At 44.2% G+C, this 24,021-nt stretch carries 20 protein-coding genes and 2 tRNA genes; 8 read left to right on the forward strand and 14 right to left on the reverse strand.

Features of this window, described 5'->3' with window-relative positions:
- Positions 1–111: 111 nt before the first annotated feature.
- From ruvA to aspS, 4 genes are read right to left on the reverse strand one after another with little or no spacing between them, the layout of a single operon-like run.
- A complete protein-coding gene (ruvA, locus tag PATL_RS15090) occupies positions 112–735 on the reverse strand; it encodes a Holliday junction branch migration protein RuvA (RefSeq protein WP_041713928.1) in 624 nt (207 codons plus the stop codon).
- A gap of 22 nt (positions 736–757) precedes the next feature.
- Entirely contained in the window at positions 758–1,279 is a 522-nt protein-coding gene (gene ruvC, locus PATL_RS15095) for a crossover junction endodeoxyribonuclease RuvC (RefSeq protein ID WP_006993621.1), read from the reverse strand.
- Positions 1,280–1,315: 36 nt separating this feature from the next.
- Positions 1,316–1,780: a dihydroneopterin triphosphate diphosphatase gene (gene nudB, locus PATL_RS15100; protein ID WP_081429944.1), complete on the reverse strand. Its 465-nt coding sequence runs from the start codon at positions 1,778–1,780 to the stop codon at positions 1,316–1,318.
- Positions 1,781–1,785: 5 nt separating this feature from the next.
- Positions 1,786–3,564 (reverse strand): aspartate--tRNA ligase, encoded by a 1,779-nt coding sequence (gene aspS, locus PATL_RS15105; protein WP_011575710.1) that lies wholly within the window; start codon positions 3,562–3,564, stop codon positions 1,786–1,788.
- A gap of 301 nt (positions 3,565–3,865) precedes the next feature.
- Between aspS and PATL_RS15110 the strand changes: the two genes are divergently transcribed.
- The gene (locus PATL_RS15110; RefSeq protein WP_011575711.1) at positions 3,866–4,768 is read left to right on the forward strand and encodes a DUF72 domain-containing protein; all 903 of its coding nucleotides are present in this window, start codon (positions 3,866–3,868) and stop codon (positions 4,766–4,768) included.
- 147 nt (positions 4,769–4,915) lie between these two features.
- On the opposite strand, the gene PATL_RS15115 is transcribed toward PATL_RS15110, so the two are convergent.
- Both PATL_RS15115 and PATL_RS15120 read right to left on the reverse strand, forming a co-directional pair.
- Positions 4,916–6,109, reverse strand: coding sequence for an ABC transporter permease (locus PATL_RS15115; protein WP_011575712.1), 1,194 nt, complete (start codon positions 6,107–6,109; stop codon positions 4,916–4,918).
- A 14-nt stretch (positions 6,110–6,123) separates the two neighbouring features.
- Positions 6,124–6,906 carry an ATP-binding cassette domain-containing protein gene (locus PATL_RS15120; protein ID WP_011575713.1) on the reverse strand — a complete coding sequence of 261 codons (783 nt, stop codon included), beginning with the start codon at positions 6,904–6,906 and terminating at the stop codon, positions 6,124–6,126.
- Between the two features lie 243 nt (positions 6,907–7,149).
- On the opposite strand from PATL_RS15120, the gene PATL_RS15125 reads away from it, so the two are divergent.
- Complete coding sequence (locus tag PATL_RS15125; RefSeq protein WP_011575714.1) at positions 7,150–7,857, forward strand: YIP1 family protein; 708 nt, start codon at positions 7,150–7,152, stop codon at positions 7,855–7,857.
- 38 nt (positions 7,858–7,895) lie between these two features.
- Here PATL_RS15125 and PATL_RS15130 read toward each other — a convergent pair whose 3' ends face one another.
- Positions 7,896–8,750 carry a DUF3025 domain-containing protein gene (locus tag PATL_RS15130; RefSeq protein WP_011575715.1) on the reverse strand — a complete coding sequence of 285 codons (855 nt, stop codon included), beginning with the start codon at positions 8,748–8,750 and terminating at the stop codon, positions 7,896–7,898.
- Between the two features lie 77 nt (positions 8,751–8,827).
- Here PATL_RS15130 and PATL_RS15135 point away from each other — a divergent pair, with 77 nt between their 5' ends.
- Positions 8,828–10,471 carry a M28 family metallopeptidase gene (locus PATL_RS15135; RefSeq protein WP_011575716.1) on the forward strand — a complete coding sequence of 548 codons (1,644 nt, stop codon included), beginning with the start codon at positions 8,828–8,830 and terminating at the stop codon, positions 10,469–10,471.
- A 315-nt stretch (positions 10,472–10,786) separates the two neighbouring features.
- Positions 10,787–12,457: an asparagine synthase B gene (asnB, locus tag PATL_RS15140; protein WP_011575717.1), complete on the forward strand. Its 1,671-nt coding sequence runs from the start codon at positions 10,787–10,789 to the stop codon at positions 12,455–12,457.
- A 190-nt stretch (positions 12,458–12,647) separates the two neighbouring features.
- Here the strand turns inward: asnB and PATL_RS15145 are convergent, their stop codons facing one another.
- On the reverse strand, positions 12,648–13,535 hold the full coding sequence (locus PATL_RS15145) for an SDR family NAD(P)-dependent oxidoreductase (protein ID WP_011575718.1): 888 nt from the start codon (positions 13,533–13,535) through the stop codon (positions 12,648–12,650).
- 385 nt (positions 13,536–13,920) lie between these two features.
- Between PATL_RS15145 and PATL_RS15150 the strand changes: the two genes are divergently transcribed.
- Positions 13,921–14,928, forward strand: coding sequence for a YhdH/YhfP family quinone oxidoreductase (locus PATL_RS15150; protein WP_011575719.1), 1,008 nt, complete (start codon positions 13,921–13,923; stop codon positions 14,926–14,928).
- Positions 14,929–15,100: 172 nt separating this feature from the next.
- Here the strand turns inward: PATL_RS15150 and PATL_RS15155 are convergent, their stop codons facing one another.
- The 3 genes from PATL_RS15155 to queE form a co-directional block, all read right to left on the reverse strand.
- Complete coding sequence (locus PATL_RS15155; RefSeq protein WP_041714493.1) at positions 15,101–15,889, reverse strand: hypothetical protein; 789 nt, start codon at positions 15,887–15,889, stop codon at positions 15,101–15,103.
- A gap of 76 nt (positions 15,890–15,965) precedes the next feature.
- Complete coding sequence (locus tag PATL_RS15160; RefSeq protein ID WP_011575721.1) at positions 15,966–16,400, reverse strand: hypothetical protein; 435 nt, start codon at positions 16,398–16,400, stop codon at positions 15,966–15,968.
- A gap of 14 nt (positions 16,401–16,414) precedes the next feature.
- Positions 16,415–17,155: a 7-carboxy-7-deazaguanine synthase QueE gene (gene queE, locus PATL_RS15165; protein WP_049765905.1), complete on the reverse strand. Its 741-nt coding sequence runs from the start codon at positions 17,153–17,155 to the stop codon at positions 16,415–16,417.
- Between the two features lie 39 nt (positions 17,156–17,194).
- On the opposite strand from queE, the gene queC reads away from it, so the two are divergent.
- Complete coding sequence (gene queC / locus PATL_RS15170) at positions 17,195–17,851, forward strand: 7-cyano-7-deazaguanine synthase QueC (protein ID WP_011575723.1); 657 nt, start codon at positions 17,195–17,197, stop codon at positions 17,849–17,851.
- 171 nt (positions 17,852–18,022) lie between these two features.
- On the opposite strand, the gene PATL_RS15175 is transcribed toward queC, so the two are convergent.
- The 3 genes from PATL_RS15175 to PATL_RS15185 all read right to left on the reverse strand — a co-directional run bounded on the left by PATL_RS15175 (position 18,023) and on the right by PATL_RS15185 (position 22,558).
- Positions 18,023–18,943, reverse strand: coding sequence for a LysR family transcriptional regulator (locus PATL_RS15175; protein WP_006993641.1), 921 nt, complete (start codon positions 18,941–18,943; stop codon positions 18,023–18,025).
- A gap of 208 nt (positions 18,944–19,151) precedes the next feature.
- The gene (gene uvrB / locus PATL_RS15180; protein WP_011575724.1) at positions 19,152–21,161 is read right to left on the reverse strand and encodes an excinuclease ABC subunit UvrB; all 2,010 of its coding nucleotides are present in this window, start codon (positions 21,159–21,161) and stop codon (positions 19,152–19,154) included.
- A 35-nt stretch (positions 21,162–21,196) separates the two neighbouring features.
- Complete coding sequence (locus tag PATL_RS15185; RefSeq protein ID WP_011575725.1) at positions 21,197–22,558, reverse strand: MATE family efflux transporter; 1,362 nt, start codon at positions 22,556–22,558, stop codon at positions 21,197–21,199.
- 1,064 nt (positions 22,559–23,622) lie between these two features.
- On the opposite strand from PATL_RS15185, the gene PATL_RS15190 reads away from it, so the two are divergent.
- Together PATL_RS15190 and PATL_RS15195 are read left to right on the forward strand one after the other, a co-directional pair.
- Positions 23,623–23,699: transfer RNA gene (locus tag PATL_RS15190), tRNA-Asn, on the forward strand.
- A 94-nt stretch (positions 23,700–23,793) separates the two neighbouring features.
- Positions 23,794–23,870, forward strand: a tRNA-Asn gene (locus PATL_RS15195).
- The last annotated feature ends 151 nt before the right edge of the window (positions 23,871–24,021 follow it).

A 24,021-nucleotide genomic window follows, 5' to 3' on the forward strand; every position in this document is an offset into this window, starting at 1 on the left:
GTAGTGGTTTTATATACAGTGCGTAGTCTATGAGAGTCGAGACGGATACTCAAGCAAACTGCATAGACTATTTAATAACGGGCTTTTAGGCCTGTATTTTCCTAGGTGAAATCAGATCATTGCCCGCAATGCTTCGCGAATTAATTCTTCACTGGTGATGTCTTTTACATACACAGAATTTATCACTTTACTCGCTTGAGGCGCCTTATACCCAAGTGCTATCAGTGCGCTTAGGGCTTCTTCTTTCGCATCACTTGAAGTAACAAAGGTATTTTCAATACTATTATTGCCTTGCAGAGCAAAATCATCACTTGCAGATTGCTCTAAGCTTAGTTTTTTAAAGCGATCGCGCATTTCTATCACTAAACGCTCTGCGGTTTTCTTACCAACGCCAGGTAACTTCACCAACGCGGTAATGTCTTCGTGTGCAACACACTGCATGAAATGCTGCCCCGACATGCCCGACAAAATCGTTAATGCCAATTTAGGCCCTACGCCGCTGGCTTTAATTAACTCTCTAAATACGGCGCGCTCATTTTTATCAGCAAAACCAAACAACAATTGTGCATCTTCGCGCACCACAAAGTGAGTATAAACGCTGGCCTCGGCACCTACCTCAGGTAATTGATAAAAACTGGTCATGGGAATTTGTATTTCATAGCCGACTCCAGCTACATCGATGAGTACCTCTGGTGGCTGTTTTTCTACTACTGTGCCGCGTATTCTGCCTATCATGTTCATTCTCTAGTGTTGTTATTTATCGTAATCTGCCGCGTACGGTCTTTTTCACCTGACCTGACATCTTGATGAGGTTTTCGTTGGTGTGGCTATGGCAAAGCGCAACCGCTAATGCATCTGCAGCATCAGCTTGAGGCGTGCCCGGTAGCTTCAAAATAAACGTGACCATATGTTGTACTTGGCTTTTTTGTGCGTTCCCGTTGCCCACCACAGATTGTTTAATTTGCCGAGCGGAATACTCCGCTACATCAAGTCCTTGGTTGGACGCTGCAACAATAGCCGCGCCTCGGGCTTGACCCAGTTTTAACGCTGAATCAGGGTTTTTAGCCATAAAGACTTGCTCAATAGCGAACATATCGGGTTTATATTGCAGTATTAACTGGCTGACACCGTCAAATATTTGCTGTAATCGCGGCGCCAGTGCGTCCCCCTGCATTCGAATACAACCACTGCCTAAATATTGTTGTTGTCGCCCTGCCCTTTGTATTACGCCGTAGCCAGTAATGCGTGAGCCAGGATCTATGCCGAGAATAATTGCCACGAGTTTCAATGTACCTATTAATTATATATTGCCGATTTACGTTGGCATGTTCGCATCGGGTACGCAATCTTTGATTGCAGCCCGATTTGTATCAGACCAGACTTTAGCCATGGCAGCGTTTTTTTCTAACCATTGATAGGCTAAATGCTCGGTGAGGATAATAGCTACATCATCCTTTACTTGTATTGAAAATACATGCTCGGTATTAAAGGGCGTGTTTGGCGGGTAGCGATGTTGCCAGATGTCACGAATGGCGTAACGATTTATCTGCTGATGATCGTGTAAGTGATAACCCGCTTGTTGAATATCAATGCCGGTTTCTTCTTTGACTTCTCTTAGGGCGGTATTGATAGCCAACTCGCCGATTTCCAGCGTACCGGTCACCGACTGCCAAAAGTTAGGATCATCTTGGCGCTGCATCACTAACACTCGACATTGGCAGTCATATATGACCACCAATGCCGATTCAGGACGCCGATAAGCATTTTTGCTAGTTTGCAGAAAAATTACTCCGCGCTTGGGGCTTTTTCCTGAACGATGTCAGTCTTGATTGACAACTCTTTCAATTGCTCGTCACTGGCAATACCAGGCGCATCCGTTAATGGACACGCAGCAGTCGTTGTTTTCGGGAACGCCATCACGTCACGAATAGACGTTGCACCCGTCATCAGCATTACTAAGCGGTCTAAACCAAATGCTAAACCGGCATGAGGTGGCGCACCAAATTTAAGGGCATCCAGTAAGAAGCCAAATTTCACTTCCGCTTCTTCTTCGCTGATCCCCAAGATATTAAACACTTTAGCTTGCATGTCTTGGTTATGAATACGCACCGAACCACCGCCTAATTCACAGCCGTTCAATACCATGTCATAAGCATTTGATAACGCATTGGCGGGGTCTGCAGCAAGTTGCTCTGCCGTCATATCACGAGGAGCGGTAAATGGATGATGCAGCGCATAAAACTGGCCATCGAATTCTTCAAACATAGGGAAGTCAATCACCCAAAGCGGTTTCCACTCACCTTCAAGCAAGTCTAAATCTTCACCCACTTTCAAGCGCAGTGCCCCCAATGCTTCGGTTACAACCGTTGCGCTGTCAGCCCCAAACAATAGAATATCACCGCTTTGTGCTTCAACTCTTGATAGCACTTGCTTGGCCACATCTTCACCTAAAAATTTCAAGATAGGCGATTGCAAACCTTCAAGGCCCGCATCGATATCGTTTACTTTCATCCACGCTAGGCCTTTAGCACCATAAATCCCGACAAATTTAGTGTATTCATCGATTTGCTTACGGGTCATGCTCGCACCGCCTGGCACGCGAATAACCGCTACGCGGCCTTTAGCATCATTTGCCGGACCAGAGAACACTTTAAACTCTACATCTTTTAAGATGTCCGCCACGTCAACCAACTCTAATGGGTTACGTAAATCAGGCTTGTCACTGCCAAATCGGCGCATGGCATCGGCATAAGTCATTTGCGGGAATTCGCCTAAATCAACGTTCAGCATTTTCATGAACAAGTTGCGGATCATCCCTTCAGTGATTTTCATTACTTGCTCGGCACCCAGAAAGGTGGTCTCGATATCGATTTGAGTAAATTCAGGCTGACGATCGGCACGTAAATCTTCGTCACGGAAACATTTAACGATTTGGTAGTAGCGGTCCATACCGGACATCATCAACAATTGCTTAAACAATTGAGGTGACTGGGGTAACGCAAAGAACTTCCCTTTATGGGTACGACTTGGCACTAAATAATCCCGGGCGCCTTCAGGGGTCGCTTTGGTCAGCATAGGCGTTTCGATATCAAGGAAGCCGTCGCCTTCAAGATAACTGCGTACGGCGCTGGTGACTTTTGCACGAAACTTAAGACGGTCACTCATCACTGGGCGACGAAGATCAAGGTAGCGATATTTTAAACGCTGCTCTTCTGAATTCTCTTGATTGCTGTCCAGTGGCAAGACAGCTGATTTGTTCAAAATCGTTAAGCCTTTGCCTAAGATTTCGATTTCGCCGGTGCCCATGTCTTTATTCACTTGCCCTTGCGGACGAGCACGAACCAGACCTTCAATTTGAACACAAAATTCGCTACGCAAGCTGTTTGCGGTATCAAACAATTCGGCCAAGTCTGGATCGTAAACCACTTGAACGATACCTTCGCGGTCGCGCAAGTCGATAAAAATAACCCCACCCAAATCGCGGCGACGGTTTACCCAACCGCAAAGAGTGACTGTTTGTCCGATGTGTGATGCATTGATGTTGCCGCAATAATCTGTGCGCATGATGAAATAAGCCTCTAAACCAAGCTACTAAAATATAAGAAAAATAAGGCCGCGTAGTATATACCCAAAGCACACAATCCCCAAGAGCTGAGGCAGTCATAAAGATAATGAGTGACGTTAATGATTAAGTTGCACAAATATGACCCACATTGACGCTTTTCGCGGGACTTTATACCTATAAACAATTAACCACTCAGCGAAAATTCCCTAGAATGGGTACAAATTCGAATTTCCGGCCCTGCATTATTTTACGTAAGTGCAATAATTGTTATTCTTGTGACTCATAGTCACGAGAGTCCTTATGCTAAGAGTTAATATAGGCTGTCCTATTTGGACCCATGATGCTTGGTTTAGCAGTATTTATCCGCCCAAAAGCAGCAAAAAGACTGCCCTGCAATCCTATAGCAGGCTGTTTAATAGCGTAGAATGCAATAGCAGTTTTTATCATTTACCCAATCAAGACACCCTTAAAAAATGGCTCGACAGCGTGCCTGATGATTTTCGCTTTGTTCTTAAGTTACCCCGCAGTATTAGTCATTCGGGTCAACTCGATACATGTACAGACGAACTAAAGCACGCGATCGATAACTTAGCTGTGCTCGGCGAAACCCTTGGCGGCGTTATGTTACAGCTACCTAAGCAATTTACCCCAGCACATATCAACCAACTTGGCGTGCTCCTTGACACTATACCAACAGATTTACCTATGAGCGTGGAAGTCCGCCACTTGGCATTTTTTCAAAAGGGCGAACAAGAAAAAGCATTGAATCAGTTGTTACTTTCACATAAGGCAGACCGAGTGATAATGGATACCCGCGCCTTATTTGCTTGTGATCCAAGTCAATTCACCGGCGAAGAGCGCGAATTAGTCATCGATGTTCAACGTAAAAAGCCGCGGGTCCCGACCAATGTTATCGCTACCGGTGATTCACCTGTCGTACGCTTTGTCGGCCATCAGCAGATTGACAAATGCACGTCGTTTTATCGACCCTGGATCAAGAAAATAAAATATTGGCTGGATGAGGGTAAAAGCCCTTCCATTTTCTTTCATATGCCTGATAACAAAGATGCACCTTGGTTAGCGGCGGCCTTTATTCGTGATTATAACCTTACCTACCCTGATGCTCCGCTGCCTGCATTAGTATTACCAGCCTCGCAAAACAGCCATCAGCAGATATCGATATTTGACTCGCTAACCCCTTAGCTAACACTTAAGCCGGTTGCTCACAGTACCAAAACTAAAAAACGCCCGAAGTGAATCACTGCCGGACGCTTAGCTAATCAAGCAAATTTACCTGTTTAGGTGTTTTAGCCGGTTTAGCAAATTTGCCTGTTTAGCGGGTTGAGTCGTTTATCTAAACAACACTTTTTCTTGTTTAAACCAGTACACACAAAATCCCAGCAGTAATGCAGCAATCAATGCCGTTGAAGCAAAAATGCCAATTAACTGAAAATAGTCCATGGTACCTTTTACCAGTTCTTTCATGGCTAGCGCTACATTTGTCAAAGGCACCCAAGCCCAACCGCCTTTAAGTTTAACTCCCGGCATGAGTGCCACCATGACCGGCATGATAACGAAAATCACTAACGGCCCCATATAACTCTGGGCCTCTTTAAAGCTACGAGCGTAAATTGAAATACTCAGCAATACTGCCGCAAAGATAGCCACCAGCGGGATCAGCATCAAAAACATCAAAACAAAATCAACAATGCCAATTTGGCTCATAAAGTCAGCTACAAACTGCATAGCAAAGCCGCGGCTGAGCACTAACCCCCATACTGCCATGCTAACAACGGTAATCAATGCGGTGGTGGCGCCAGCACAAGCAATTGTTAAAAATTTACCTAAAACAATTTTCGTACGATCGATAGGTGAAATAAGCAGCGTTTCTAATGTGCCCCGCTCTTTTTCACCGGCACCAATGTCGGTCGCAGGAAACATCGCCCCTTGAAAACACAATACAAACAGTAAATATGGCAGCATACCACCTATTTTCTCGCCCCAACTTTCCCGTTGACCCGCTGTGCTTATTTGCTCAAGAACGATGGGTTTTAACAAAGCATCTTGCTGCACTAGGGTGACACCAAGTTCAGAAAACGCTGATGCTTGATACGCATCGGCATACTTTTGCACCATTGAATTCACACGGTTGCGCACCATGTTTAATCCCGCGTCATTTAAATAAAGTGTTATGTTTAGCTGACCGCTTCGAAGGATATCTGCACTGTAGTTTTCCGGCAGTACCATTACAAAATCAACGGTGTCACTGTTAATTAACGCCGTGTAATCGGCGTTAATGGCAATATCTACACGCTCAAACTTATCTGAGGCTGCCAAGTCATTTGTTAGCTCTGGCGCATACTGGTCGTTCACCACCGCGTATTTCAAGACTTTGCTTTCCGCTTTTTCGAATGCCTGAGCGGTGAAATACGCCATTCCGCCAAAAATTAACGGGAAAATGAGGATCGGTAACGCAATCATAAAAAACAACGTTTTACGGTCGCGCAGCAATTCTTTTATTTCTTTAAAAAAGACTAACCACATTGTATTTTCCCTCCTTATTGACGCTCAGTATCGATACTGGTTAAAAAAGCTTGATGTAATGAACCATCAGCGAGTTGGGTAAACGCCTTCAACTCCCCGTCAAATTTGCTCAACCCTTGGTCGATAACCGCTACACGGTCGCATAATTCGCTCACTTCATCTAAATGGTGGGTAGAGAATATCACCGGCGTGCCCTGCTCTTTTAGGCCGCGAATAAAGCGCAACACAGTTTGAGTCGCCATAATGTCTAGGCCGGTTGTCGGCTCATCCAAGATCACAACTTCGGGGTCATGCACCACCGCTCGGGCGATCGCGACTTTTTGTTTCATACCGGTAGAGAAGTTCTCACTGCGCCGGTCTAAAAATGTATGCATATCAAGGAGCTCGGCAAGTGCCTCCATTTTGTGTTTGATTTGCACTGGCGTCATGCCATGTAATTTAGCGAAGTATTCAATGTTTTCACGACCAGAAAGTCGCCCGTATAAGCCTGTCGAGCCTGATAGAAAACCTATTTTTTTTCGCGCCATTACCGGATCCTGCAACACATCTGTACCATTAATGGTAATGCTGCCACTGTCGGGTTTGAGTGCCGTGGACAACATGCGTAATGTCGTGGTTTTGCCAGCACCATTTGGGCCCAGCAAACCTAATACTTCCCCTTGCTGGCAGGTGAAAGACACATCAATGACAGAATGAAAAAAGCGCCCTTTAAGTCTGGGATCTTTACGTTCTTGCTCACTGAGTTTTTTAGGATTTTCAACTGAAAACTTTTTGGCTAAGCCAACTATCTCGATCATTCTTTTACCCTATTTAACTCGCGACTGCTTTTTCGCTCACGGCTATTATTTTCGCTCACGGCTATTTTTTCGCTCACGGCTATTTTTTTGCTCCAGCCCGCTGCTTGCCTTAGGTTGCAAATAGTTTGTTACTTTAGCCCAAATAGCTACAACCTAGTAGCTGAAAAATGCGACAATCATGTTTAAAATCATAAGATTAGTTATTTCAACAACCACAAAATAGGTTATACAAGGACACGTTTCATGGTCTCTCATCTCAATCCCTTCAGTGCCTGTATCGGTGTACTGCGCCATCCTAAGGCAACGTTTGCACAGTTAAAAGAGCAACATAACTGGTCGTGGTTGCCGTTTTTGTTGGTTACACTTGCCGCTGTTTTACCGGTTTATTACTATTTTCAGGTGGTTGATTTTCAGTGGTATAAAGAGGTCATTATTGCCAGTCAATTTGCCAACATCAGCCCCGGAGAACAACAAGCGATAAGCGCTTCACTCGACGCAACTAAAAGCATTGTTGGCACCGTGATTACCCCTGTGATTATGTTGTTAGTGTTGGTGTCTATTATCGCGTTTTACCTTAATGTGGTGACCAAATCAGATCCCCAGAACATCAATAGCTTTAGTGACTGGTTTGGTTTTACTTGGTGGATATTATTGCCATCGTGCGTGGGCGCACTGTTTAGCGGCGTCATCCTTTTTTGGCTAGATCATGGGCAAATTAGCTTTGATGCTGTGTCTCCCAGCGCCTTATCGTTCCTATTTGCTATTCCCGTGTCCTCCTCATGGTTTGGATTAGCCAGTAGCATCAAACTGGAAATATTTTGGAGCATGTACCTACTCGCCATAGGCATTAGCCAGTGGGTCACGTTAAGTCGGCGAAGAGCATTAGTGATTGCGTTTGCCCCTTGTCTGACTCTTTGGCTAGTTTGGGCCCTCATCATTATCTTTTATTAAGTAATTTTAATTGTCAGGTTTGATAAAGGACGAGGTGCTTAAGCACGTTTAGGGCGAAAATAATCGGTATTTTGATAGAATTGTACGTCTGCATTAAGTTTACTCCACTGGGCAATCCCTAAAAGCGGTAAAGGTAATAAGGGTTTTGCTTGCTTAAAGAGTTCAGTGGTATTTATCAGCCCACACAAACACCGGTCAACTTCAGCGTTTTGCTCAAGCATGCTTCGCTGAGCAAACCCTGGTTCAACACGGACCGCCAGCCATTTTCCTGTTAATCCAATGAACGGGTTAAGCAACATTTCATAGTTGGCATGACCAAACATGCGGGCATGAATGCCTTCTCCCCACTGCGCTCTATTGCGGTACAACGCCTCAGTCCAGTGATGCTCACTCAGTAACTCAGTCACCTTTTTGCCCGCTGGTGATTCAACCGCCAAAATTACTCCACATTCATCAAAATGAGTAATATGGTTGCGCTGGCGACTACGTGGGCTCAGGCCGTTCTGTTTAATGTCTTCAACATGCAGTTGGTTTAGACGCGTTTTGGTGAGGGGATATTGCAACCATACCAAACCGTTGAACAAGTCATGCCAACCATTAGCTCTGGTAGGAATATGCCCTTGGTTGAATATAATTTGCTCATAGTAATGATCACTCGGAGGCAAAACGTCTTGGTCAATAAAATCCGGGACGTTTCGAACATCTGCTAAACATCGTTGTTTCAAGGTATTTAGCCCTTCGGCATTTGGCCAATCAGAAAAATCACTGAGAAAAAACTGGGCGTTCAAACGGGCTAGCGGGGCGCAAGATAACTGCTGTGTAAAGGGTTCATTCCAGGGTAACGACATAAAAAGAAAAACAAAATTCGTTGCGAGTAAGTTGATGAGTGGCATTATATCAACTCCTTTGTGTCTCGTATCCACAGAATACATATAGGCATGACATAAATTAAAACTAGGTGAATATAACAATGAAAAGAATTCAACTGGCCGCTATCCCGCTAATCAGCGCAACTTTGTTTGCCTGTGGTGTGAATAGCGATAACATCTCTACGTCCAGTGCAGATAACGACTTTAGCCTTGCATATCAGAACATTACAGATGCAACGCTCAAAGCGCACACCAAAACCTTAGCCTCTGATGAATTTGAAGGACGCTCACCCACCTCAAAAGGTGAGAAAGTCACTCTTGATTATCTAGTCAGTAATTTTAAGCAGATGGGCTATCAACCGGGTAACGGCGACAGCTATTTACAAGCGGTTAATCTATTAGAAATGACAGCCTCACCAGACATGACCATGACCATAGGTGACAACCAGTTCGCCTATAAAGAAGGCATGATTGCCTCAACAAAACGCGAGCAACAGCAAGTCAGGGTGACTGACTCGGACGTCGTATTTGTTGGCTTTGGCGTTAACGCCCCAGAATACGATTGGAATGACTACGAGGGCCTTGATGTTAAAGGCAAAACAGTGGTTATTCTGGTCAACGACCCAGGCTTTGAGCGCCCTGACAGCGGAAAATTTCAAGGGAAAACCATGACCTATTATGGGCGCTGGACTTACAAATACGAAGAAGCGAGCCGTCAAGGTGCAACCGCAGCAATCATAGTGCATGAAACAGCCCCTGCATCTTATGGCTGGTCTGTAGTGGCAAATAGTTGGAGCGGTCCGCAATATAGCTTGGTCAGCGAAAATGGCAATGCAGATCGTGTTGCAGTGGAAGGTTGGTTGTCGAATGATGCGGCAAAACAGGTTTTCTCGGCTGCCGGATTAGATTTTGCCAAAGAAAAAGCCAAGGCCTTAAAAGGCCCCTACCACACTAGCCTAAAACAAAAAGCCTCAGTGACGGTAAACAGCACGATGAAAAAGTCGGTTAGCTATAATGTAATGGCAACCCTACCCGGCTCAGAAACACCTGACGAGCATGTCATTTACAGTGCCCACTGGGATCACTTAGGCAAAGACGAGAGCAAAGAAGGCGATAATATATACAATGGTGCGCACGACAACGCCACAGGCACAGCAAGCACCCTTGCCATAGCAAAAGCGTTTAAAGCGCTGGGCTCTGCTCCAAAACGTTCTGTTGATTTTCTTATCGTCACCGCTGAAGAACAAGGCTTACTGGGCTCACAGTACTACGCTGAACATCCAATTATTCCGCTAAACAAAACAGTCGCGAATATCAATATGGACGCCATGAACGTACTAGGGCGAACGAAAGATGTTTCAGTTGTTGGCATGGGCAAGTCAGAACTAGAAACTTACTTGGCTAAAGCCGCAGCGCGTCAAGACCGAACATTAACCCAAGAATCACGCCCTGAGGCCGGCTCATATTATCGTTCAGATCATTTCAGCTTCGCCAAACAAGGGGTGCCAGCTTTGTATGCGAAAGGGGGAAATATCCCTATCGATGCACAAACCGCACAGTACAAGAAGCGCACTAAAGTATTGATTACAGGCTGTTATCACCAAGTTTGCGATCAATTCCGTGAAAACTGGGATTTTTCAGGTGTACGTGAAGATGCCCAACTGTTGTTCGAGGTAGGATACGATATAGCCCAATCGGCAGATTGGCCTAAGTGGAATGCCAGCAGTGAGTTTCAGCGTAAGTAATTTTCTGCTGCCGAATTGCCCCACCAAAACCGGTTGGTGAGTTTTCCAACCAACCGGTCATTTGTCTTTTAACTGACGAAATTATGTTTGATTAATGCTAATAAACAGCCGTTAATCTAACTAATAGCCAACAAGTGTAAAAAAATTACAGTTTCCCCTTGCTTTTTTTTCTCATGCTGGCAAATTCAAGGGCGCAAGAAAGTAATAATAAATACTATAACCAGCACTTTCCCCGCACGCATGTTTGGTTTTCAATGAAACCAAGCGAATCAGCTATATGAGTTAGTAACAAATAACCAAGAGAGAAGCCTTTTTATGTGTGGTATTTTCGGCATTCTGGACATCAAAACTGATGTATCAGAACTTAGAACGCAAGCATTAGAACTTTCCAAATTACTGCGCCATCGCGGCCCTGACTGGTCAGGTGTATGGAATAATGATAATGCCATTTTGTGTCACGAGCGCTTAGCGATCGTTGACGTTGACAAAGGCGCGCAACCACTTATCAGCCGAAATAATAATAATGTACTTGCCGTTAATGGTGAGATATACAACCACAAGGCTCTTGAGCAAAACCTCGCTCAACCATATGATTTTAGAACAAAATCTGACTGTGAAGTTATTCTTCCGTTATATGAACAGCAAGGTGTTGAGTTTATCGACCAACTGCAAGGTATGTTCGCATTCGTCTTGTACGATCAAGCACAAGATGCCTACCTTATCGCTCGTGACCACATGGGCATTATTCCTTTGTACACAGGGTTTGACGAGCACGGGAACTTCTACGTGGCCTCTGAAATGAAGTCTTTAGTGCCTGTTTGCAAGACGGTACAAGAATTCCCTCCAGGACATTATCTTTGGAGTAAATCAGGCGAGCTGAAAAAATACTATCAGCGCGACTGGATGAGCTATGAAAATATTAAAGACAACACCACTGATCTAAACGATTTGAAAGTGGCATTTGAAAAGTCAGTCAAATCTCATTTGATGTCTGATGTGCCTTACGGTGTGTTACTTTCAGGCGGTTTAGATTCATCATTAGTATCTGCTATTGCGGCCAAATACGTGGCAAAGCGGGTTGAAGACAATGACGAGTCTGATGCTTGGTGGCCGCGTTTGCACTCTTTTGCTGTGGGTCTTGAAGGCGCGCCAGATTTAATCGCTGCGCAAAAAGTAGCAGATATGATTGGCACAGTGCATCACGAAGTGCATTTCACCGTGCAAGAAGGCCTAGATGCTATTCGTGACGTGATTTACCATCTTGAAACTTACGATGTCACAACTATTCGTGCCGCCACACCCATGTACCTAATGAGCCGTAAAATCAAGGCTATGGGGATTAAAATGGTGTTGTCTGGTGAAGGCGCGGATGAAATTTTTGGTGGCTATTTGTATTTCCACAAAGCACCAAACGCCAAAGAATTCCATGAAGAAACCGTGCGTAAACTTGAGCGTTTACATATGTTTGATTGCGCTCGTGCAAATAAATCTACCTCAGCTTGGGGCGTAGAAGCTCGCGTACCATTCCTTGATAAAGAATTCTTGGATGTCGCCATGCGCTTAAACCCACAAGATAAAATGTGTCTTGACGGCAAAATGGAAAAATGGATTTTACGTAAAGCGTTTGATAACGGTGAGTACTTGCCTGCTGAAGTGCTATGGCGTCAAAAAGAGCAGTTCAGTGATGGCGTAGGCTATTCATGGATTGACTCGATTAAAGAAAAAGTCGAGCAAGACATCACTGATCAACAACTCGCAACTGCTGCGTTCCGTTTCCCTATCAATACACCAGATACGAAAGAAGGATACTACTTCCGTACAGTGTTTGAGTCTTTCTTCCCGCAAGAAAGTGCCGCAAACTGTGTACCAGGTGGTAAGTCAATCGCCTGCAGTACCGTTGAAGCACTCGAATGGGATGCAAGCTTTAAAGGCAATGCTGACCCTTCGGGACGAGCTATGCGAGATGTGCACAACCAAGCTAACTAGTTGAGTGGTTCAATACGATTAGCAAACTAATAAAAACCGCTTCGGCGGTTTTTTTGTGCCTGTTAATCCGCGAATCGTGTACCTGCGAGTGTTAAGGGAGGTCGGCAAAAGTCTAATAAATATCAAAAACAGCCATAAAAAAGGAGCTTACGCCCCTTATTCACTGATTTACAAAATGAACTAATATCTGTTAGAAAGTCACTATTTCTTCATCAATCAAGTGGCCTACAACTGGGCTTTCTTGGGCATCAACAAAGGCCTTGTCAATTGCTTTTGAACGACCACTTGTCACCTTACGGTAATTCGGATGAGTATAAATATAAGTCTGCTTTGACTTCAGAGCTTCCAGCACGCGCTGTGCAAGTACGCCAGCGGGTATGCCCGACTCTACAGCCAAAGTCGCAGCATTAGCGCCTGCTTGTAATTTCTTTTTATCTTGGCGATCTGCGGGGGCAACCGCGTATTTTTCTTGTCGATTACGATGAGATTCGTGAATGCGAGTTTTTACAAATGCAGGGCACAACGCCGACACGTGAATATTGTGCGGTGCAAGCTCTACTGCCCAGCTTTCTGTCATAGACACTACGGCCGCTTTTGAGGCGCAGTACGCTCCGGCATAAGGCATCCCCAGCATGCCGGCCATAGAGGCTACATTAACGACCCAGCCCCCTTCACCATGCTCTTTTATGGCAGGCACACACGCCTGCGCACCGTACAGAACGCCCATGACGTTAACATCCATTACCCAGCGCCACGTTTCGTGTTCAGTATCTTCAATCTTACCGGGGATACCGCCCACACCAGCATTATTAATCACCATGTGCACCTTGCCATAGGTATCTTTCGCCCGAGCGACTACGTCTTCCCATTGCTTATAATCTGTCACGTCTAATTCACAGGCCAGCACATTGACGCCCTTGTCTAGCAGTGACTGTCTAGATACCGCCAACGCCTGAATATCAATGTCACCCATAACAATATTCATGCCCTGTTTGCCTAAGGCTTCGGCTAAAGCGAGACCTATCCCACCAGCAGCACCTGAGATGATGGCTGTTTTACCTGTAAATTCATTCGACATTGCTATTCCTCGTTCAATGGTGCCTAGCCGGTTCAAGCAATACCCGTCTGGCATGAAAACCAGCCCGCGTGATTTTCTTTATATTTAGAGTAAATCTGCTTGAAAGATTTATATACTTTATTTGCCTAATTCGTCTGACTTCACCAGATGAATAGAAAATCCACATAGCAAGATGCCCCCGTAATTCCCCAATGCCTCAGAATATCTGGTTTACCACTTGAATACTGAACACCTCCCCCAACATTTATTGGTAGCAAAAAATCGGGGCGGCTGCATTAGCTGCTTAGCGCTTTTATCGTTTAGTAATGCTACTGCTTCACTCTAGATAGGCCGCAGCGTTGGTTCTCTAGCCGTCTTCAATATTCATAACCGGAGTAATAACTTTATGTCTCAGCCCAATACCTTTAACGCTTTGCTTGTTGAAGAGCATAATGACAAATCATTCAGCAAGAATATCGTGCAGCGCAGCATCAGTGATTTACCAGACAATGACGTGCTTATTGAAGTACACTACTCATCACTTAATTATAAAGATGCTATGTCCGCCAGCGGCAATAAACGCATCAGCCAGCACTTTCCTCACACACCAGGCATAGATGCCGCCGGCATCGTGATAAGCGACAAATCAGGCACGTTTAACGCTGGCGACGAGGTATTGGTGTTCGGGTATGACTTAGGAATGAATACCCCGGGCGGCCTTGGCCAAATAATATCTATTCCCGCTGATTGGGCCGTTGTCTGCCCTGACACCTTGTCGTTAAAAGAAGCCATGACCTATGGTACTGGCGGACTTACCGCGGCCCTTTGTATTCAAAAGCTTGAGCAAATGGGCGCTAAGCCCAGTGATGGTCCTGTGGCAATAACGGGCGCCACCGGCGGCGTAGGCACAATTAGCATCGCGCTACTCAAACAATTGAGTTATGAAGTGGTAGCATTTTCAGGCAAACCTGAGCAGTCATATAAGTTAAAAGCACTCGGTGCCAGTGATGTCCTGCTCCGAGACAGTCTTTTAGAGGTTAAAGACGCCCTTGCAGGTAAGCCTAAGTGGGCACACGCCATTGATACCTTAGGGGGCGATTACCTAACAGGGTTGTTAAAACAGCTTAAGCCTGGCGGCGGTGTGGCGTCAGTTGGTTTAGCAGCCTCTGCGGACATTGCCATGAGTGTTATTCCTTTTATCACTCGTGGTATATCCCTACTAGGTGTGGACTCTGTGTATATTCCCTTAAAAGACAAGAAGCACATTTGGCAACGGGTCGCGACCGACATGAAGCTACCTAATTTAGACCGCTATCAACAGGAAATCACTTTGAGCCAAACTCCTGAATATTTGGATAGATTTCTACAAGGCAAAGTGGTTGGCCGTTATGTGGTCAATGTAAAAGAGGCATAGAAGAATAAAATTACAGCAGTTGAGCCTGGTTTGGTCCCAACTATCGGATTGCGCCAGCGCTATATCTAACGCAGAAAGGCCACAGTGAAGTATTCACCGTGGCCTCTTTCACTGCCTATTTTTATAGGTTACTGCGAGTAAAAGTAATCCAAGAGACCCTGCTCTACATTCGCTACTTTTCAGATCCAGACGCGAGATCATCAAATTGATACCACAACTCTTTTCGTTCAAGAGGCGTCACAGAAGGTAAAAAGCTATTTTCTAATTCAAATACATGCCTAGAGGACATCTTCGCCCTATTTAACTTATCCTGAAATGTGCGCACAAAAAGCGCTTCAAATGAGCCATCGGCAATGGCTTTCTCTAACCCTTGTTCTAATAAATTAGCCAGCGGTCTGCTCTTTTTATTAACGAAAAAGTACATCGCCTCTGGATATCGAATCGCGATTTCTTTCTCTACCATCAAATCAGCATTGTATGCAGGATTATCAATTTCATCCCATATCTCAACAACTGAGCGTGGGAAAAAATCCCCTTGTGCACGACGCAATAAATTAAACAAATTGCCATAAGAATTATCAGCAGTAACGTTGAATCCATTAGCTTGCAGCACCTTAGTATCAGGCCAGTCACGTCCTTGCACCGGGATAAGCTTTATCAGGTGCTCCAGTTTTTGAACATATTGAAAGCGCGCTGGCATATCGTCACGTATCAGCAACAAACGCCAACCAATTAACCCTTTGTAAATGGGGATGCGGATTGGTAGCAGTTGTTGCTCTCGCTGTTTGTCCGTGACACTCCAAACAACATTAACATCACGGCTGTCCATTAAGCGTTTTAGCGCTTTATTCTGCAGCATGATCCGCTCTGATGGCATAAGGGAATACTGCACCCCTGTTTTCTCAAGCGCTAGCGAAAGAAGCTTCACCGGGTAATTAGAACGCTTGTCTGATTCAGACATCGGTTTAGGATAAGTAATGCGCCATGTCGCCCCTTGTACTGCAAAAGACAGCAACACGCTGAGCAGGATAATGAGTTTAGCCACTAACTTCGCTCTCACTATCGTTTGAGAAAAAGCTGAAAATGGACTTTCGATCATCATCCACCACAGCCACAATAATTTTCAAGGAGCCGTCTTTTACTTGCTGCAAGGTATAAGAGGTAGCACAGGTAAAAATAACCTGTTTGTCTTTATCTAAAAACTGCCAGCGCATTTTCAAAAAATGTAGCGAGTCAGACAAGCGGATTGCCTGAGTCAAATTCGGTTTATGATATACAATTTCAGCTGCTTGTAATCGTTTCACCAGCACGTGGCAAGATTTTGCTAAATCTTCACCATGAATAAACACACGTTTGTCATGATCATTCATCACCACCGTTGGTAATAAGCAAAAATCAATTAAACGCTCCTCATCTCGACGATCCAGCGCGTGGGCATAGTCTTGTAAAAATTTTATTGCATCACGTTGCATATAAAAAACCTTTGTTATTCAATTCCAATGAATTTGTGAGTTTGCAGAGATAGCCGCCAATTGCGGGCGATACAGGTTTTAATGCACAGTTCGGTTGCTCTTTTTTGTTGGCTTATAGGCTGCAAGTATATTAAAGGCTTTGGGTTGTCAGAGCCCACTAGCAGCGTCAATACATGTTCTAATTCCTCAATGTGTTTTTCCATGGCGACGGGATGTTTTATCTCGTTCGCTCGGTGCATTGCACTTTTTAACACATCACGTTTACCTGGCATATTAACTTTGGGTGACACAGTCACCCATGTGTCAGGATGGGTCAAAATTTCATAGGTTCCGCTGGTTTCAATTTGTACACTAAAACCATTTTCAATCAAAACACTGGAAAGATCGGTTAAATCATACATACAAGGTTCGCCGCCAGTAAGAATAATATTGCTGGCTGTATATTCATGCTGTTTAAATAAGGCCAACAATTGCTCGGGCGTATGTTCAAACCATTGCGCGGTATCTTCATTTTGTGCCATGACAACGGGCGCCGCTACTTTTAAGTTTTGGTCTATTTCCCACGTGTGTTTTGTATCGCACCAAGGGCAGCCTACAGGGCAGCCCTGAAGACGAATAAAAATAGAAGGCACTCCAGTATGAGCGCCTTCACCTTGCAGAGATTCAAAAACCTCATTTATCTTGTATGTATTCAACAGCTTTCCTGTGGTTTTACTAAGGGTTATCTGGGATTTATCGACCGGATAGCTTAACATTAGCATCTTGAAACAGTCGATTATAGAGAAGCAGAACAAATGGTACAAAAGGTGGTGGTAATTTTTTCAGGAGGCATGGATTCATTTACCGTGCTAAATATGGCTGTCAAAGAGGGCTATGAAGTGCATGCCCTGTCTTTCAACTACGGACAGCGCCATAGCAAAGAATTAGATTACGCCAGCCGAGCTTGTATAACCCTAGGCGTGGCGCATAAAATTATTGATATATCCGCAATCAATGAGCTCATTGGTGGCTCGTCACTTACCTCTGATGTGGATATTCCAGAAGGGCATTATGCCGAAGAAAGCATGAAGTCGACCGTGGTCCCTAATCGCAATATGATTTTATTATCCATGGCTGTAGGTTACGCCGTTTCGCTGGATGCAAATAAAGTGTACTACGGAGCGCATTCAGGCGATCACGACATTTACCCTGATTGCCGCCCTGAATTTGTTGAACGCATGAATGACGTCTGTGCAATTGCCAACTATGAAAAAGTGGAAATCGTGTCTCCCTTTTTGTATCAAAGTAAAATAGATATTTTAACCGCAGGGTTAAACATGGGACTGGATTATAACCTGACATGGACGTGTTATAACGGCCGAGAAAAAGCCTGTGGAAAATGCGGTGCCTGCCAAGAGCGCTTAGAGGCCTTTGACAAAAATAACGCGCAAGACCCATTAGAATACGAATAAATGCCGATATGGGTATGGGCGGCACTGCTCAATATAAAGCATTCACTTTATTCAAAGCCCAATTAATTCACTTGGGAATCCGTCAGTCTTGCACAAACAACATTCGCTGCAAGACTGCGTATTCAATCACGTAAAAGCTCAATAAGAACGGACTACGCGCATTAATAAAGTTTACTTTTCGGTTTGCTGAATAAAATAAGCCACTTCTTTTATCAGATGGCGCAGAACAGGATTCAAGCGCGTATTTTTACCGTTCATCATGAACAACTCGTGATTGAACTCAAACTGACGATTTTTGATCGACACCAATCCTAAGTCTTTGCCCTGATGTTCAACCATGTAATCAGGCAGCAACCCCATGTATTCACCCGTCATGATTGCTGATAAGCAACCATCGTACGAGTCTGAAAAGGTTTGAATAGACAAGCGTCGCTCACCGTCAATGTAGTTTCCAGACGACAATCCAGAAATACCAATAGCAGGGTAATCATCGATACGCACCGTATCAGGTAAGCCGTCTGCGTACTTTGCCAACGGATGCGTCGGCGCGCAATATAGTCGCCCGCGACATTTCACATCTATGGGATGAAATGTGACCGACTCAGGCTTGACCATATCATAAGTTGACAGCACTAAATGACATTCACCAGACAACGCCACATGCTCAACTTCGTTGTATAAACGCGTTTGAATATTAACGTGTATATCGTTGAATTTTTTCATGGTGCTTTTGACTGCTTTACTCACCGCAAGATGATAATTGAGCGGCAAGCCAGCCATCATCACTAAAGTAATATGCCCTGAGTAATCGTCGTGCAAGCTTTTTAAGTTGAATACAAAATTATCGAATGAGTTGAAAATACGTTTGGTTTCTTGAAAGACAACCTCACCTTCTTTACTCATCTGGAAACCACCGCGTCCGCGATGACACAACACAAGATCGAGGCGATCTTCTAACTTCTTGATAGCAGCACTGATGTTCGGGCGCTGCATACGCAATACAGACTCGGCCGCCGTGAAGCCATTACACGAAGCAACGGCGTAAAACACACGTAAAAGTTTTATATCAGACTCTTGCAGTCGATTAATCATGGTTAGCACCACTTATAGGTATAGTTATTGATACTTAAGAACATAATAGGCAAGGCGAAATGTGATTACAATGTAAATATCATGAAAACGAGGCGAACCTTCGCGAAAAACCACAAAAGTTCGACTAACGTTCAAAAGTGAGTGTTTTATTTACCGAGCGTTTGGCAATGGACAGTTCTTATTGTCAGCGGAAAAGGAAACGCCTTACCTATGACATATCCACAAGCTTCTTGCGCAGAGTTTCCACTTCATCTCTAAGAGAAGCCGCTTGTTCAAATTCCAAATCTTTCGCCATTTGAAACATTTTCTTTTCAAGCTCAGCAATACTTTTCATCAGCTCAGGGGCACTCATGCCGTTATATTTCTTGCCGGACTCAGCCACTTTACGTAACATGACTTTCCCTTGGCCAGAGCCCTCCCCAACATCCATAATATCTGTGATGGGTTTATTTAGCTGGGTAGGTACAATATTGTGTTTTTTATTGTGTTCCCGCTGTTTTTCACGACGTCGATCGGTTTCATCCATCGCGCGCTGCATAGAGCCGGTTATCCGATCGGCATATAAGATAGCGCGGCCATTAATGTGCCTAGCCGCTCTACCTATGGTTTGAATAAGTGAGCGATCGGAACGTAAAAAGCCTTCTTTATCCGCATCGAGTATGGCGACCAGCGACACCTCTGGCATATCTAACCCCTCTCGCAATAGGTTAATCCCCACCAATACATCAAACTTACCTAAGCGTAAATCACGTATGATCTCGATCCGCTCAACTGTATCGATGTCTGAGTGAAGATAACGTGCTTTCACGTTGTGCTCGTCTAGATACTCACTTAAATCCTCTGACATTCGCTTCGTCAGCGTGGTCACGAGGACCCGTTCATTAAGGGCTACGCACTTTTCGATTTCCGACAGTAAATCATCAACTTGAGTGCCCACTGGGCGGATTTCAATTTCAGGATCGATCAATCCCGTCGGTCGCACGACCTGTTCGACAATGTCGTCTGGGGTTTTAGCTAGCTCATATTTGCCTGGTGTGGCTGAGACGTAAATAGTTTGTGGGGCAATTTGTTCAAATTCATCGAATTTTAGCGGGCGGTTATCCAGTGCTGAGGGCAGTCTAAATCCGTATTCCACTAGCGTTTCTTTACGAGAGCGATCGCCTTTGTACATTGCGCCAATTTGCGAAACGGTAACGTGAGACTCGTCGATAAACATCAAACCATCAGCCGGAAAATAATCAATTAAGGTAGGCGGCGGATCGCCCGGCGTACGACCAGACAAATAACGAGAGTAATTCTCGATGCCGGAGCAATACCCCAGCTCTTGCATCATTTCCATATCAAACTGGCATCGCTGGCTAATACGCTGCTCTTCAATCAACTTATTGACAGACAAAAGCTGTGCTTTTCGCTCTTTCAGCTCATCTTTTATGTGCTCTACAGCATCGAGAATTTTTTCTCTGGGTGTAACATAGTGGGTTTTAGGGAAGATGGTTGCTCTGGCAACAGTTTTCTCCACTGCCCCCGTCAACGGGTCGAAAATACTGATCCGTTCGACTTCTTCATCAAATAATTCCACCCGCACAGCTTCCCGCTCGGAGTCAGCAGGAAATATATCAATGACATCACCGCGCACACGAAAAGTGCCGCGCTCGAATGCTACGTCATTGCGGCTATATTGAATTTCAGCCAAGCGGCGCAAAATATCGCGCTGATTCATGATATCGCCTTGGCGAAAATGCAACAGCATCTTCATGTATGAATCAGGGTCGCCCAAGCCGTAAATAGCAGACACGCTAGAAACAATGACCACGTCTCTGCGTTCCATCAATGCTTTTGTTGCCGACAAACGCATCTGCTCAATATGCGCATTTACCGAGGCATCTTTTTCAATAAAGGTATCACTCGATGGTACGTAGGCTTCAGGTTGATAGTAATCATAATAAGAAACAAAATACTCTACTGCATTATTCGGGAAAAACTCCTTCATCTCACCGTACAGTTGGGCTGCCAAGGTCTTATTATGTGCAAGAATTAAGGTCGGTCTCTGCACTTCATTAATCACATTAGCCATAGTAAATGTTTTACCAGAGCCGGTTACACCTAACAGTGTTTGAGCAGCCAGTCCACTTTCCAGCCCATCGACCAACGCCTGAATGGCTTTAGGTTGGTCCCCTGCCGGTGAATAATTAGACGTAAGTTGAAAGGCACGTGCCATGAATACTCCTTGAAAAAGGGAAAAGAACGATTAAGTTATGCATCAATGCGCTTAGCAAGCGAACGACAGAACCACAAATAGGCGATCGTGGCCGTTATTATGTTGGCTAAAATGCCAGCCCAAAACATACCTTTTAAATCGAATAGGTAACTCCCTAAATAAGATATGGGTACAAAAAAAACAAACAAGCGTAAAACACTCATAATTAAAGCCGACATAGGTAGATGCATCGCATTAAATGACGAGTTGGTTAAAATCACAATGCCTTGTACACCGTATCCCAATGGAACGATCATCAAATAAGTTTGAATTAGCTCAATGACTTTAGGCTCAGATGAAAACGCACTGGCGATAACACCAGATAAAAAATAAAACAGAACGAAAACCAATAACTGCCAAAGAATTACAAACCGCACACAAAGTTGGTAAGCCTTTGAGACTCGAGAAAGATTATTTGCTCCGTAATTTTGACTGATAAAGGGCGGTAATGACATGGATAAAGCCAGAATAACGATACTGGCAATAGACTCTAGTCTGCCACCTACCCCCCATGCAGCGACGGCGCCTGGACCGTATCCTGCGACCACAGCAGTTAGGATCCCCCCAGCCACCGGCGTTAACATATTTGCACCTGCTGCAGGCAATCCAATTTTTAAAATGCCGCTGATGGCCTGCTTTAACTCTGGAATAGTAAGTAAGCGAGATAGTATGAGCCGTCGCTTATAAGCGAGTAAATAAAGAATGTATACTAGCCCTAACGCCCAAGCGATTAATGTAGCAAGGGCCGCCCCCTGCATCCCCATGGCGGGAATAGGCCCCCAGCCAAATATCAGAATAGGATCTAAAATAACGTTAACTAGCCCACCGCCCGCCATAACATAACTGGGTGTTTTGGTATCTCCTGATGCCCGCAGGATACTATTGCCCACCATAGGCATTGCCAAAAACACACCTGCAGCGTACCAAACCACCATATATTGATGGATATACTCCAGAAGCTTTTCACTGGCACCAAGCAAGGTAAAAATGGGGTCAATGGTAAACACCCCAATTAACGCTAGTACAGTTGCCAATACAAAAGCCAGCATTAATGCACCTGTACCAGACAGCTGTGCTTCACTATGACTATTACTTCCTAGGAACCTAGCAATAACCGCTGACGTCCCTATGCCAAGACCTATATGTAAACTGATGAGCGTAAAAGTGACAGGAAAAGTAAAACTGATCGCTGCGAGCTCGTCGGTTCCCAGCAACCCAATAAAAAAGGTATCAACCAATCCGAAAGACATCATCATAATCATGCCCACAAGCATAGGGACTGTCATACTTTGAAGAGTTTTACCTATGGGGTTATTTAACAGATCACGGCTGCCTGAAGACTCAGATTTTTGACTCACTCTAGGGGTTCCTTTGTTAACAAGCCGGTTATACTAAGCTAACGCATTTCATATGACTAACGAAAAGCTGTATCAAAATACGAGCAGGCCCACTGTCGCGGAAAAAGATAAGAAAATACGGTTATATGAATTAAATTCATTACCACACAAGCAAAACCCCTGAACTGTATGTGAAAAGTGACAATATTTGATCAACTGCTATGCACTTAGCACCAATTTGCAGATGAATTGATCATTAAGTTGCTACTTTTCCGGCAAAAACAGTAGGCATAAATCTAGTAATTTCAAGCACTATTTTTATAAAACTTTAGTTGCAATTAAAAACAACACACAAGCAAAAAAGCCCTGAGCGAAAATCATCCAAGCTAAGCTTAAAATGTCCAACAATAGGCTTAACACTATGATTTAAAAAGCAAAAAATAAAAAAGCAAAAGATTTTAAGAATTCGTATTGACAACGAATTCACTAGGCTGGCGGGATGCATTGCGAATTCATGCACATAGTTATCCACAGATATAGTGGATAACTATCCCCGCCTCAACAAATCCGTGAACTTGAATGATAATTGCACGATCCGTTTGTAAGTTGTCACTAACCTCTAGCAGTCTTACAATAGGTTACAGTTTTATTAAGCACTGATTATACATACAGTAATCACAGTAGTTTAAATAACTATTCGTTATATAGAAACCCGTTATTACTATTTGCGACTTCCCCCCTCGTCTCTTTGTATTGAGATCAAAATAGTCAAAAGGTAAGTTCACCCTAGCGCCGTATCCCGACGGAGCAATATCCGAGGAAATGTTTTCTTTTTGGGTTTAATAATAAGGATTCATCTCTTAATATTTTGGAAACGTTCAACTCTTGTACGATTAACCCAACAGATTGTACGAATAAAAATCAATTGATAAATAAACCTGCAAAAAGCCTAAAAATAGTTGTAATCGGTGTTGACACAAGACGGGATGCTCATTAATATTCGCCCCCGTTGAAACGGCCTCCAAGGCAACACTCTACTAGAGTATTAACTCTATGAAAGTGAGTTTCGATGAGCGTTATACGATTCCCCCTTAGCTCAGTTGGTTAGAGCGACGGACTGTTAATCCGCAGGTCCCCCGTTCGAATCGGGGAGGGGGAGCCAATGTTATATAAGCAATTTTTTATATTAGTTGGTTCATTACGTTTGATTCGAAGCGCATTATATTCCCTCTGGGTCTATAAGTTTGATATATGATTCCCCCTTAGCTCAGTTGGTTAGAGCGACGGACTGTTAATCCGCAGGTCCCCCGTTCGAATCGGGGAGGGGGAGCCAATCAGGCTCAATATCTGTTTTATTCTCTTTCATTATATTCTCAATTTACCTTCAAAAGTTTTTGCATATCAAGTTGTTAATCGCCTTGAATACTTGGATAATACTGCACACTTTCTCGATGATGCATTCAGCTCGACCAACGTGTATTCAA

The sequence above is a fragment of the Paraglaciecola sp. T6c genome, from assembly GCF_000014225.1.
GTDB lineage: Bacteria > Pseudomonadota > Gammaproteobacteria > Enterobacterales > Alteromonadaceae > Paraglaciecola > Paraglaciecola atlantica_A.